This is a genomic window from Gordonia sp. HS-NH1 (assembly GCF_001418765.1).
In the GTDB taxonomy this organism is placed as follows: domain Bacteria; phylum Actinomycetota; class Actinomycetes; order Mycobacteriales; family Mycobacteriaceae; genus Gordonia.
In genome coordinates this window covers 1-12,550 of sequence record NZ_LIYC01000006.1, presented here as the reverse complement: position 1 = coordinate 12,550, position 12,550 = coordinate 1, and the positions used below count along the sequence as shown (strand labels likewise).

At 67.3% G+C, this 12,550-nt stretch carries 14 protein-coding genes; 6 read left to right on the top strand and 8 right to left on the bottom strand.

Annotated elements, in window-relative coordinates; translation table 11 throughout:
• The first annotated feature begins 2 nt into the window (after window positions 1-2).
• Entirely contained in the window at window positions 3-1,001 is a 999-nt protein-coding gene (locus AMD30_RS06635; RefSeq protein ID WP_055475128.1) for an NAD-dependent epimerase/dehydratase family protein, read from the top strand.
• A gap of 258 nt (window positions 1,002-1,259) precedes the next feature.
• Here the strand turns inward: AMD30_RS06635 and AMD30_RS06630 are convergent, their stop codons facing one another.
• Genes AMD30_RS06630 through AMD30_RS06595 form a run of 8 tightly spaced genes read right to left on the bottom strand, consistent with a single transcriptional unit; the run spans window position 1,260 to window position 8,232 of the window.
• Window positions 1,260-2,168 (bottom strand): SDR family NAD(P)-dependent oxidoreductase, encoded by a 909-nt coding sequence (locus AMD30_RS06630; RefSeq protein WP_055475127.1) that lies wholly within the window; start codon window positions 2,166-2,168, stop codon window positions 1,260-1,262.
• Entirely contained in the window at window positions 2,165-3,433 is a 1,269-nt protein-coding gene (locus AMD30_RS06625; protein WP_055475126.1) for a hypothetical protein, read from the bottom strand. Before AMD30_RS06625 ends, AMD30_RS06630 begins: the two co-directional genes overlap by 4 nt.
• Before the next feature lie 6 nt (window positions 3,434-3,439).
• Window positions 3,440-3,985 (bottom strand): nuclear transport factor 2 family protein, encoded by a 546-nt coding sequence (locus AMD30_RS06620; protein WP_055475157.1) that lies wholly within the window; start codon window positions 3,983-3,985, stop codon window positions 3,440-3,442.
• 54 nt (window positions 3,986-4,039) lie between these two features.
• A complete protein-coding gene (locus AMD30_RS06615; protein ID WP_004022803.1) occupies window positions 4,040-4,231 on the bottom strand; it encodes a ferredoxin in 192 nt (63 codons plus the stop codon).
• A complete protein-coding gene (locus AMD30_RS06610; protein ID WP_010840530.1) occupies window positions 4,231-5,598 on the bottom strand; it encodes a cytochrome P450 in 1,368 nt (455 codons plus the stop codon). Before AMD30_RS06610 ends, AMD30_RS06615 begins: the two co-directional genes overlap by 1 nt.
• Window positions 5,595-6,407, bottom strand: a complete 813-nt coding sequence (locus tag AMD30_RS06605) for an SDR family oxidoreductase (RefSeq protein WP_055475125.1) — start codon at window positions 6,405-6,407, stop codon at window positions 5,595-5,597. Before AMD30_RS06605 ends, AMD30_RS06610 begins: the two co-directional genes overlap by 4 nt.
• Window positions 6,407-7,651 (bottom strand): cytochrome P450, encoded by a 1,245-nt coding sequence (locus tag AMD30_RS06600; RefSeq protein WP_010840532.1) that lies wholly within the window; start codon window positions 7,649-7,651, stop codon window positions 6,407-6,409. Before AMD30_RS06600 ends, AMD30_RS06605 begins: the two co-directional genes overlap by 1 nt.
• Window positions 7,651-8,232 carry a TetR/AcrR family transcriptional regulator gene (locus AMD30_RS06595; RefSeq protein WP_035716876.1) on the bottom strand — a complete coding sequence of 194 codons (582 nt, stop codon included), beginning with the start codon at window positions 8,230-8,232 and terminating at the stop codon, window positions 7,651-7,653. Before AMD30_RS06595 ends, AMD30_RS06600 begins: the two co-directional genes overlap by 1 nt.
• Before the next feature lie 64 nt (window positions 8,233-8,296).
• Here AMD30_RS06595 and AMD30_RS06590 point away from each other — a divergent pair, with 64 nt between their 5' ends.
• The 5 genes from AMD30_RS06590 to AMD30_RS06570 all read left to right on the top strand — a co-directional run.
• Window positions 8,297-9,763 (top strand): aldehyde dehydrogenase, encoded by a 1,467-nt coding sequence (locus AMD30_RS06590; protein ID WP_055475156.1) that lies wholly within the window; start codon window positions 8,297-8,299, stop codon window positions 9,761-9,763.
• 189 nt (window positions 9,764-9,952) lie between these two features.
• Window positions 9,953-10,693: an SDR family oxidoreductase gene (locus tag AMD30_RS06585; protein ID WP_055475124.1), complete on the top strand. Its 741-nt coding sequence runs from the start codon at window positions 9,953-9,955 to the stop codon at window positions 10,691-10,693.
• Window positions 10,690-11,586 (top strand): NAD(P)-dependent oxidoreductase, encoded by an 897-nt coding sequence (locus AMD30_RS06580; RefSeq protein WP_055475123.1) that lies wholly within the window; start codon window positions 10,690-10,692, stop codon window positions 11,584-11,586. Before AMD30_RS06585 ends, AMD30_RS06580 begins: the two co-directional genes overlap by 4 nt.
• Entirely contained in the window at window positions 11,583-11,972 is a 390-nt protein-coding gene (locus tag AMD30_RS06575) for a carboxymuconolactone decarboxylase family protein (protein WP_010840537.1), read from the top strand. Before AMD30_RS06580 ends, AMD30_RS06575 begins: the two co-directional genes overlap by 4 nt.
• Before the next feature lie 8 nt (window positions 11,973-11,980).
• On the top strand, window positions 11,981-12,550 hold a 570-nt coding region (locus AMD30_RS06570), incomplete at its 3' end, for an alpha/beta hydrolase domain-containing protein (protein ID WP_269432754.1).

Here is a 12,550-nt window from a genome sequence, read left to right as displayed (position 1 = left end):
CCGTGCCGTCACTCGTCATCGGAGGCAACGGGTTTCTGGGTTCCCGTCTCGTGCGGCAGCTCGTGGACGCGGGTGACGAGGTGCGAGTGCTGACACGACCCACCAGCGACCTCCGTACCCTGGCCGGCCTCGGCATCGACCACGTGACGGGCGACCTCTTCGACGCCGACGCGGTCGCGCGAGCGATGAACGGGTGCGACGTGGTGTTCCATTGTGCAGTCGACACGCGCGCGTGGCTGCGCGACCCCACACCGCTGTACCGGACGAATGTCGAGGCCCTGCGCTCGGTGCTCGACGTCGCGGCTCGGACGCCACTGCGGAAGTTCGTGTTCACCAGCACCGCGGCTACCATCGGCCGGGTGGACGGCCGTCAAGCGACCGAGGACGACGAGTTCAACTGGGCCGCGCGGGCTCCTGAGTATGTGAAGAGCCGCGTGGCCGCCGAAGACCTGGTGGTGAACCGAGCGCAGGACGGCGCGGTGCCCGCGGTCGCGATGTGCGTCGCCAACACCTACGGCCCCGGCGACTGGCAACCCACCCCGCACGGTGCGTTCGTGGCGGGCGCGGCGCTTGGCAGGTTGCCGTTCACCGTTCGCGGTTGTCGCGCCGAGTCGGTCGGCATCGACGACGCCGCGCACGCGCTCCTCCTCGCCGCGGACCGCGGCGAGGTCGGCGAACGCTACATCGTCTCCGAGAGATTCATCGACACCGGTGAGATCGTGTCCATCGCAGCCGCGACCGCAGGCCGGCCGGCCCCGCGTCTGGTTCTCAATCGCGCCGCGCTCTACACCTTCGGGGCAGTGGGTTCCACGTGGGCGGCGCTGACCCGCAAGCCGGTGCAGTTGACGATCCCCTCGGTCCGGTTGATGCACTTCATGTCCGAGATGGACCACGGCAAGGCCGAACGCGACCTCGGTTGGCAACCACGCCCGGTGACCGAGGCCATCGCCGACGGTGCCCGGTTCTGGCTCGAACGCCGCGTCGCGCGCCGCGCTGTTTGAACCGGCAACCCTGAGGTGCGAGAACCGCAAGCGACAACCCCACCGCTCCCTAATCCGAAAGAACGACCTGCTTCCCGCTCCCTGAGGAGCGCCCGGAGCTTGCGGAGGGCGCGTCACGAAGGGTCTTCGCAACCCGACTCGCCAAGACCCTTCGTGACACTCGCAAGCTCGCTCCTCAGGGAGCGAAAGGGGTCACCGCTAGCTCCTCAGAGTGCGGGGTCACCGCTCGCTCCTCAGAGAATGGGTGACGCGACCCGCTCAGGGCGAGGCAGGCCCGGCCAGGATGCCGGCGAGCTCGTCGAGGCTGTAGGGCGAGGTGTCCTTGTGGTCGCGGTAGGCCACGAAGCTCGCCTGCTGCGACTCGAAGCGGCCGATGAATCCACCGGCAGCACTGAAGATCTCACCGGTGATGTGTTCGGCCGCGTCACCGGCCAGGAACACGTACAGCGGCGCGACGTACTCGGGTGGGGCGGGATCGAGAGCAGCGTCGCGCGTGAGGTCGTCGAGTATCCCGCGGCGATGGAGTCCTTCGATATGGGCGATGTAGTCCTCACCGGAGGACAACCGCGACTTCGCACCGGGCATCACCACGTTGACACGCACCCGGTGGTCCCGAAGGTCGGCGGCCGCGGCGAGAGCGAGCGCATTGACACCGCCCTTGGCGGCGGGGTACCCACTACCGCCGAACATTCCGAGTGACGCTGCCGAACCGGTCAGGACGATTGACCCGGAACCCTGCTCGACGAACACCCGCCCGGCAGCTTGCAGCAGGTGGAACGCACTCATCAGGTGGGCGTCGACCTGGGCACGGAACTCGTCCGGGGAGATCGTGAGGACCGTCGAACCGGACGGTTCGGCGATCCCGGCACAGTTGATGGCGATGTCGAGGGCACCGAATTCCGCCAGTGCCGTCTCGACCATCGTCTGGGCCACTCCGTCGTCACCCGCGGAGCCGGGGACGCCCACGGCGTAACCCCCGCCCCCGCGGATCTCGGCGACCGTGTCGGCGACCGCCTGCGGGTCGCGTCCGTTGACCACGACCGAGACCCCCTGGCCGGCCAGCGCGTACGAGACCGCGAGACCGATGCCCCGCGTGGCCCCGGCGACCACGGCGACCCGGCCCCCGAGTCCAGCGCCGCCGGGTGACCAGCCACCGCCGGAGGTCACGCCGAGCTGCCCACCGGCGTGATCGGGATCGACCGCCCGCGGTCGACGAACTCGAAACTCGCTCCCCCGCTGAATCGTGCGACGGCCACCTCGCCGTATTCCTTTCGCGGACTGTCCGTCTTGACGATCCGGACGACCAGATCGCCGCCTGCCTCCGTCGCATCCGCGACTGCGAGATACGGGTCGACGGCGGTGGCCGCGGCCTGGAGCGGCTCGACGTGATCGGCGTCCAGGATCGACACCCAGCCGCCGTCGGTCATCGCATCGGATTCTTGCGGGATGCGGACGACGACGGTGTCCCCGTCGGCCTCGGCGGTCAGTCCCGTGTACTGGACCGGGCCGAAGCACGGGTGCAGGGCGAGTACCCCGGCGAGACCTGCGGCGTCGGCGGACAATCCGAGCGCGACGCGAATCCGGTCGGCGGCGAGCCCGGCGATGCCGGTCAACTGCTTGCGGAAGATCTCGGTGACCTGCGCCTCGCTCTCGGCGGACCTGCGCAGACTGACGAGGAAGCCCAGCGACAGCAACTGGTGTTGCAGCGCAACCTCTTCGGCGACGCGGACGAGGGCCGACGTCGACCATTCCGCGAACTGGAGGTCCTCGACGAGCGGGCCGCGGTAGTCGACCCAGCCGTCGGTCTCCGTGGTGTCGATCGGCGACAGGACCAGCTGCCCGGCCCGGGTGCCGAACATGTCCACGGAGTCCGGTGGCAGGGGCAACTCGTCACGATCCGGCTCGATCGTGACCGTCCACTCGCAGTGCGGCGTTCGATCGACCGGCCGGCGCGGTGGCCGATGGACCGGCCGGATCCGCGCCCGCCGATTGGTGGCGATGGCCGTCGCGTCGAAGGTGGGGTCCTCGATGTCATGGCACATGGTCGTCACGTAGTCGTCACCGAGAGGTTCGACGTCGAGCAATGCGCCGCAGTGATCGAGGACGAACGAACCGTGGTACTCGTCGTCGATGCGGTACCGGAAGTCCATGAACTGTGGTGGCGCGCCGATGTCGAGCTGGAGGCACTTGAACATGTCCTCGACGCCGTCGCCGTCGATCCCGAGGGCGGTGCGCATCCGGTGCGTGTAGACCGGGCTCGCCGCCATCCACTCCTCGATGGCGACCTTGCCCATCACGTCCCGGCCGAAGGCACTGATGAGGTGAGCCATTCCGCTGCGGTCGATCATCTGACCCGACAGCAGCAGTTCGGGTACGAGAACGGCGAGCTGATCCTGACTCAGGCCTTGGTAGGCCGGGGCTGTAAAAGTCATCTCAGGTCACCAGAACTTGACCGGGGCCTTGCCGAAGTCGTACCACCCCGGCAGGTTTCCCGGCGCCGACTTCTCCACCCGCTTCAGCATCGGCTCGCTCATCGCGTTGTTCTTCATCATCTCGATGAACAGCGCCGACACGTTCCCGTAGTCGAAGAAGTCGCGCTGCCAGCGGAACTGGAAGTTCCCGCCGTACTTGAACCAGCTGCCCTGGATACCCTCGAGTGCGTAATGGCTGCCGTCCTCGCGCGTGCCCTCGTAGATCTGCTTCCAGAGTCCGATCATGTCACCGGTCTGGTCGTCGATCACCCACGCCTGGTAGGGATATTCCCACCCCTGCAGGCCTTCCATTTCCTGGCCGAGGGCGAGCTCGCGGATCTCCTCGCGACCCACGGCCATGAAATCCTTCTCAGGGCCGTAGTTCCACCCGTAGGTGGCGTCCTCGGTGTAGAAGTCGGCCAGGGTTTTCCAGTCCCCGGCTTTCTCGGCCTCGATGTTGGCGGCGAGCCACCGCTCCTTCATCTCGTCGAGTTCCGCACGGTCAAAAGACATGTCTTCCACCTTCATTCGGTCGTTCTGGTATTGCGAGGGCGACGTGTTCAGAACTCAGCCCTCGATGATCCGGAGGGCTTGCGTCGGGCAGTAGTGCACGCCGGCCTCGACCTCGGCGCGCTGGGATTCGTCGGGGGTCGCGTCGAGGATCTCGACATGGTCGGTGTGCGCGGCGAAGACCTCAGGCGCCTCGAGCTCGCACATCCCATGCCCCTGGCAGAGGTCCAGGTCCACCTCGACGCGCATCAGGCGTCCTGACGCTTGCGATAGGCGACGCGGCAGGGCTGCTGCAGTTGGACCACCATCTTCGAGTGGTCGTTGCGGTAGCTCTCCGGGGGCTGCAGCATCTCGAACTCGTAGTTCTGGAAGAGCACCGAGAAGATCGCCTTCAACTGCATGATCGCGAATTGCGCGCCGACGCAACGGTGACGGCCGGCGCCGAAGGGAATCCAGGTCCACCGGTTGACCAGGTCCTCCTGCCGCGGCTTGTCGTAGCGGTCCGGGTCGAAGCTGTCTGCGCCGGGGAAGTCCTCGGGCAGCCGGTTGGAGATCGCCGGCGAGACGGCGATCGACTGCCCGGCCTTGACCTCGAAGTCCTCGACGTGGAAGTCGTTCTGCACCACTCGCATGAGGATGATCAGCGGTGGGTGCAACCGAAGCGCCTCTTTGAGTGCGTTCTCGAGCTGCGGCATCTGACGGGTGTGCGCGAAGGTGTACTCCGGACGTTCTCCGGGCGGCGTCTCGCCGTAGATCTCGTCGAGCTCGTCGTACACCCGTCGCATGTAGTCGGGGTTGCGCAACAGTTCGATGAGAGTCCACGCGGCGGTGCCCGACGTCGTGTGGTGGCCGGCGAACATCATCGAGATGAACATGCCGGTGACGGTGTTCGCGTCGAATCCGACCTGGACCAGGACGTCCATCAGGTCGCGATCTTCCTTGTCCTCGGTCGGATTCGCGATCCGCTCGTCCATCACGCCCTGGATGAACTCGACCAGCTCGGCCCGGGCCTCGTCACGTTTGCGGAAGCTCTCGATGTCGGCCTTGTAGTCCACGTACGCGATCGGGTCCGTGCCCTTCTCCAGGTCGTGGAACAGGTGCGCGATGTGCCCGTTGAGCCGCTCCCGGAACTTCCGCCCGATGAGGCACGACGACGACGTGTAGAGAGTCAGCTCGGCGAAGAAGTCGAGGAGATCGATCTCCCCCTCGTCACCCCACCCCGCGATGATCCGCTCGACCTCGTTCGGGATGGTCACCGCGTGCTGCTTCATGTGTGCGCCCTTGAGCGCCGAGTTGTGGATCGCCTTGGACCGCTCCTCGGGGCTCGTGTCGAACACGACGCCTTCGCCGAAGACCGGCGTCATGAACGGGTAGGCGGCGGCCTGGTCGAGATCCTCCTCGGGCGCGCGGAAGAACTCCTCGTTCGCGGCCGACCCCGAGACCAGCACCACCTCCCGATCGGCGAGCTGGAACATGCCGACGTCCCCGCACTCCTCGCGGACGCGCCAGAACAGCGAGATCGGGTCGGTCGCGAGTTCGTCGAGATGTCCGTGTTCGCCCTCGCCACCCGAGACGCGATTCGGTTGCCTCAGGCCTGATTCGGTGATGGCGGTCATTTGTCCGTCCCCTTCTCCTGTGCTGCCTGTCGTTTCTTGTCGCTGACCGCGCCTTCGGCCTCCACCTCGACCGATCGCATGTGCGCGCCGCGCGGCATGGACACCATGGCCGCGACGGCCTGCGCGATGTGTTCGGGCGAGAGGAAATTGCCGTGGCGGGCCAGACCGTGTGTGATCCAGTCGTTGAGCATGTGTTCGGTCGTCGTCGGATCGAGGTTCATCCCCATGCCGGTGAGCGTCTGCCCGGGGCGGACGACCCCGGCCCGCACACCGGTGCCCTCAAGTTCGAGCTGAATGGTCGCAACGAGCCCGTCGATACCGGATTTCGCGGCGACATACGCCGACGACCAGGGCCGCGGATGAATCGCCACATCGGACCCGATGAACACGAAATCACCTCGGGCGCGGTCGATCATGCCACCGATGACCGCGCGGTAGATCCGGTAGGCGCCGGTGAGATGGATGTTGATCTGGTCGGCGAAATGGTCGGTCCCGGTCTCATAGGAGAGCCCGACCGCGAGGTCGCCGGCGCCGGCGACGACGATCTCCAGCGGCCCCAGAGCGGCCTCGGCCTTCGCCACGCAGTCGAGCACGGACTGTTCGTCGGTGACGTCCAACGGCACCGCGACGGCCTCGCCGCCCCGCGCCGTGATCGTGTCGGCCAGTTCCTGCAGCTTGTCCACCCGGCGGGCCGCGAGGGCGACGGGATGGCCGGCGGTGGAGAGGAATTCGGCGGTGGCGGCACCGATGCCCGACGACGCGCCGGCGACGAGGACCGGTCGCCGCTCGGGATGGGGACGGAAGGCCATCAGCGCACCGTCACCTTCACCGGGAGTTCGGCGAAGCCGCGCACGTTCACCGAATGGACCCGGACCGCCTTGTCGGCGTCGATGTCCACCGCCCGGATCGATTTGACGACCTCGGTCAGGCCGATGTTCGCCTCCAGGCGTGCGAGGTGCGCACCGAGACAGAAGTGCGCTCCCAGCCCGAAGCTCATCAGGGCCTGGCCGCAGTCGCGGCCGATCTCGTACCGGTCGGCATCGGCGCCGAACACCTCGACGTCGCGATTCGCCGAACCGACGAGGAGGAGCACGCGATCGCCCGCCGGGATCACGAAGTCGCCGTACGGGGCGTCCTCGACCACCCGTCGCACGACGATCTGCGTCGAGTTGTCGTAGCGCAACGTCTCCTCGGTCCAGTCCGGGACGACGACCTCCGGGTCGGCGAAGACCTTCGCGAGTTCGTCGGGATTGCGCCAGCCCCAATACAGGGCGTTGGCAAGGAGTTTGGTCGTGGTCTCGTTGCCCGCCACCACCATCAGGACCATGAAGCCGACGATCTCGTCCTCGGTGAGCCGTGTCTTCTCGCCGGTCTCGTCGTCGTCGATCTCGGCCGCGATGAGGGCCGAGACCAGATCCTCGCCGGGGTTCTTGCGGCGGTCGGCGATGAGCTCCGAATAGTAGTTGTGCAGTTCGATGTAGGCGTAGACCGCCGCCTCGGGAAGGTCGAGGTCGCCGTCCTCGCGGTGGAGGAGCAGGTCGGACTGATGGCGCAGCCTGGTGCGATCGGCCTCGGGGACACCCAGCAGCTCGGACACCACGTCCATCGGGAGCAGCGCGGCGAAGTCGTGGACGAAGTCGAACTCCCCCTTGTCGAGACACTTGCTCCAGTGCTGGTGCGTGAGGGCGGTGATCCGGCCGGTGAGTTCGTTGACCCGGCGAGGAGTGAAACCCTTGGAGACCAGTTTGCGGATGCGCATGTGTTTGGGGTCGTCCATGGCGAGGAAGGACATCGACTTGTGTGCGTCGGGACCGTACGCCGAGGGGTCCATCGACACGCCCCAGCTGTTCGAGAGTCGTTGTGTGTCACGGAAAGCCGCACGGACGTCGGCATGTCCGGCCAGTGCCCAGAAGTCCATCCCGCTGTGGTAGTACACCGGCGATTCCGTCCGGAGGCGGTGATAGGTGGGGTACGGATCCTCGTGGAAACCATAGGCATACGGGTCGAAGGGGAGTTCGTGCTCCATCCCCGACACCGTCGTCGATTCGGTCATCACTTCTCCATCAGTAGATGTGCGGCTGCGACAAGACGTTCGGAGGTCTGCTCGTAGGTCATGTGCCCCATGCCGGCGTAGACCAGGCCGCCGGAGTAGATCATCTCCAGGGTGTCCAGGAGCGGGCCCGGATTCTCCGGGTCCTCTTCGAGTGCCGCGGCGAGGCGACGTCGGATGAAAGCGCCGATCCGCACGCGCAGGTGTTCGACGTCGGGATCACTGCCCAGCAGGGCCACCGTCACCGCACCGCCCAGTTGCCCCTCGCCGGCCACGACCAGTGCGACCTCGCGGAGCACCTGCGCGACGCGCTCGCTCCGTGGCGCAGCGGGATCCGGTTCCAGCACGCCGGCCGAGAGGCGACGCCAGAACACCTCGGCGACCAGGTGACTCTTCGACGAGAAGTAGGTGTAGGCGGTGGCCGGCGCGACCCCGGCGATCTTGGCCACCGTCCGCACGGTGAGACCGTCGAAACCCTCAGCGTTCAGCACATCGACTGCGGCATCGGTGAGGCGGGTGACCGTTTCCGCCTGCTGCTGGGTCAGCCTGCGGCGAGTGGATTCCTGAGACACGGGGCTGGACATGTGAGCCACGCTACACTAGCTTTGAACGCGAGTCCAGACACCTGTCCAGATGGAGTTCCAGCTCATGCCTCTTCGCCCCGAATCCGCGTCGGATCTGTTGATCGACGGCAAACTCACCCCCGGGAGCGGTGGCGTCTTCGACGTCGTCAATCCCGCGACTGAGGAGGTCATCGGGCAGGCGGCCGACGCCACCTCGGCCGACATGGACGCCGCCATCACGGCCGCACGCACCGCCTTCGACACCACCGACTGGTCGCGCGACCACGCCTTCCGCGCCCGTTGTCTCCGTCAGCTGCGCGACGCCCTGCTCGCCCACGGTGACGAGCTCCGCGAACTCACCATCGCCGAGGTGGGTTGCCCGTCCTTCCTCACCCACGGCCCGCAGTTCGAGGGACCGGTCACCGATCTCGGCTATTTCGCCGACCTCGCCGAGAGCTACGAGTGGACCCGTGACCTCGGCACCGCCAAACCCATGGGCCTCAAGAACCATCGCGAGCTGCGCTCGGAGGCCGTGGGCGTCGTCGGCGCGATCACGCCGTGGAACTTCCCGCACCAGATCAACTTCGCCAAGATCGGCCCCGCCCTGGCCGCCGGGTGCACGGTCGTGCTCAAGCCCGCACCCGACACCCCGTGGTGTGCCGCGCTCGTCGGCCGGGTCGTCGCCGAGGAGACGGACTTCCCGCCCGGTGTACTCAACATCGTCACCTCGACCGACCACCAGCTCGGCGCCCAGCTCAGCACCGACCCCCGCGTCGACCTGGTGTCGTTCACCGGCTCCACCGCGACCGGCAAGAAGGTGATGGCCGCCGCGTCCGAGTCGCTCAAGAAGGTGTTCCTGGAGCTGGGCGGCAAGTCGGCCTTCATCGTCCTCGACGATGCCGACATCGGATCTGCCTGCGCCATGGCCGCATTCAACGTCGTCACCCATGCCGGTCAGGGGTGCGCCATCACCACGCGCCTGGTGGTGCCGCGCAGCAGACTCGACGAGGCGATCTCCGCCACCCGCGACGCGATGGCCGGCCTGCCCGCCGGAGACCCCACCGACGGCGGCACCATCTGCGGACCGGTCATCTCCGCCCGGCAGCGTCAGCGCATCGAGTCCTACATCGAACTCGCCACCAGCGAGGGCGGCACCATCGAGATCGGTGGCGGACGTCCCGCCGACAAGCCCGCCGGCTACTTCGTCGAGCCGACCCTGATCTCGGGCCTGGACAACTCGGCGCGAGTCGCGCAGGAGGAGATCTTCGGTCCGGTGCTGGTGATCATTCCCCACGACGGCGACGACGACGCGATCCGCATCGCCAACGACTCGCCGTACGGCCTGTCCGGCATGGTCTACGGGTCCGACGAGGAGCGGATCAACAAGGTCGTCAACGGAGTACGCACCGGGACGATGGGTGTCAACGGCGGCATCTGGTACTCCGCCGATGTCCCGTTCGGCGGCTTCAAACAGTCGGGCATCGGCCGCGAGATGGGAGTCGCCGGTTTCGAGGAGTACCTGGAGACCAAGGCCGTCGCGCGTCCGGCGTGACCCTTCGAGGCTCGTCGACCTCGACGCGCTCCTTCGTCGCTTGCTCGGCCCGGCGGCTATCGCTCCTCGCACCTCAGGGAACAGAGAAGCCCCCGCTATCGCTCCTCGCACCTCAGGGAACAGAGAAGCCCCCGCTATCGCTCCTCGCACCTCAGGGAACAGAACACTGACCACACAGAAAGCAGGACAATGAGTTCCAAGCGTTTCGAGAACAAGACCATCATCGTCACCGGCGCGGCAGGAGGGATCGGTGAGGCGTACGCCCGCGGGCTCGCCGCCGAGGGCGCGAACGTCGTGGTCGCCGACCTCGCCGACGACAAGGGCAAGCAGGTCGCGGCCGACATCGGCGGACTGTACGTCAACACCGATGTCGCCGAGGAGGATTCGGCGAAGGCGCTCGCCGCGGCCACCGTCGACGCCTACGGCTCGGTCGACGGCCTGGTCAACAACGCGGCGATCTACGGCGGGATGAAACTCGACTTCCTCATCACCGTGCCCTGGGACTACTACAAGAAGTTCATGAGCGTGAACCTCGACGGCGCGCTCAACGTGACCCGGGCGGTCTACCCGCACATGACCAATGGTGGTGGCGCCATCGTCAACCAGTCCTCCACCGCCGCGTGGCTGTACAGCGGCTTCTACGGTCTGGCCAAGGTCGGGGTGAACGGTCTGACACAGCAGCTCGCCACCGAACTCGGCGGGCAGAACATCCGCGTCAACGCGATCGCCCCCGGGCCCATCGACACCGAGGCGACTCGGACCACGACACCCAAGGAGATGGTCGCCGACATCGTGAATCGTCTGCCGCTGAAGCGTTTCGGCACGCCGGAGGATCTCGTCGGCATGTGCCTGTTTCTCCTGTCCGACGAAGCCGGGTGGATCACCGGGCAGATCTTCAACGTCGACGGCGGCCAGGTCATCCGCTCATGAGCGAATCGACGCCTGGCCGGCCGGACCCGATTCGGCTGGGATATGTCGGACTCGGCAACATCGGTGGTCCGATGGCCGGGAGTCTGGCCGCCTGGCGCGGCGGTCTGACGGTGTTCGACCTCTCGTCCGAGGCCATCGCGAAGGTCGTCGAGAAGGGGGCCGCGGCCGCGGGTTCGCTCGCCGATCTCGCCGCGTCGGCCGACATCATCGGCATCTGCGTCCTCGACGACGCCCAGGTCCGATCGGTGGTCGCCGGGCCGGACGGCCTGCTGTCCAAGGCTCGCCCGGGCACCATCATCACCGTCCACTCGACGATCGCGCCGGAGACCGCCGCCGAACTCGCCGAACAATGCGCGGCGCGCGAGGTGACATTGCTCGACGCCCCCATCTCCGGTGGCGCGATGGGTGCGGCGTCGGGCCGGCTCGCGATCATGGTCGGCGGGCCACGTGAGGCGTACGAGAAACTGAAGGAACCGTTCGCGCTCACCGCCGACATGCTCGTCCACGCGGGACCCGAGGTCGGCTCGGGCACCCGGATGAAGCTGGCGCGCAACCTCCTCCACTTCATCTCGTTCACCGCGACCACCGAGGCCGCGCGACTGGCCGAGGCCGCCGGCATCGACATCGCCAAGCTCGGCAAGGTGGTCCGGCACTCCGACACCGTGACCGGTGGGCCCGGGGCGATCATGTTGCGTGACACCACCGCTCCGGTCGCGGCCGACGATCCCTGGTACGGAATCCTCACCGGCGTCCGTACCCTGGGGGAGAAGGACCTCACGCTCGCACTCGCTCTCGGTGAAGAACTCGGTGTCGATCTGCCTCTCGGGCAGCTCGCGTTGCGGAATCTGGCCGCCGGGCTCGGTGTCCCCCACCTCGAAGGAGAACCAGCATGACCCGATCCGACATCTCCGGCGACGCACCCGACGAGGTGCGCAGGCGCGGACTCGCGAAGATGTCCGAGGTCTACGGCTGGGAGGTGAGCGACGGCCCGGGCGATTACTTCGCGCACACCGCCGACCAGGTGTTCGGCAACGTCTGGGCGCGCGACGGTCTGTCCAACCGCGATCGCCGATTGCTCCTGCTCGGTGCGCTCGCCGCGAGCAACAACATCGACGTCGCCGAGATCCAGGCCGGCGCCGCGCTCGGGAACGGCGAGCTCACTCCCGAACAGCTCGAGGAGATCAGCCTCTTCCTGTGCTATTACGTCGGCTGGCCGCAGGGCACCAAGATGCACTTCATGTTCGGTGAGGTGATCAAGCAGCATCGGAAGAAGAAGTGAGTCAGGCCATGCGATTCCGTGTCCTCCGCGGTGGAAACGGGTGTTCGTTGCTGAGCGCCTCACCCTTACCCGACCTCACCGCGGCCGGTTACACCGACACCGAGTACGCGGCTTCGGGGGCCGCCGACCCGGTCGTCGGTGACACCGGCGCGCCCACCGCCGAGTTCACGACCCGGATCGTCGTCCGACGCCCGACGGAGGCCGCGGCCTTCAGCGGCTGCGTGGTCGTCGAGTGGCTGAACGTCAGCAGCGGCGCCGACGCCGCGCCCGAATACTCCTATGTGGCGGCCGAGCTCGTCCGCGCGGGCCACGCGTGGGTGGGCGTGTCGGCACAGTTCGTCGGCGTCGAGGGCGGGGCGGGTTCGGTCGGCGTGGCGACCGGCGCCCCGCAGGGCCTCGCCGCCAAAGACCCGGAACGTTATGCCGGACTACGACACCCCGGCGACGCGTACTGCTACGACATCTTCACTTCGGTTGGGCGAGCAGTCCGCGAGACCGACTCCGCCGGTCATCCGCTCGCGGGTCTGACGGTCTCCACCGTTCTCGGGATCGGCGAATCTGATCCCTCCCGGCGTTTC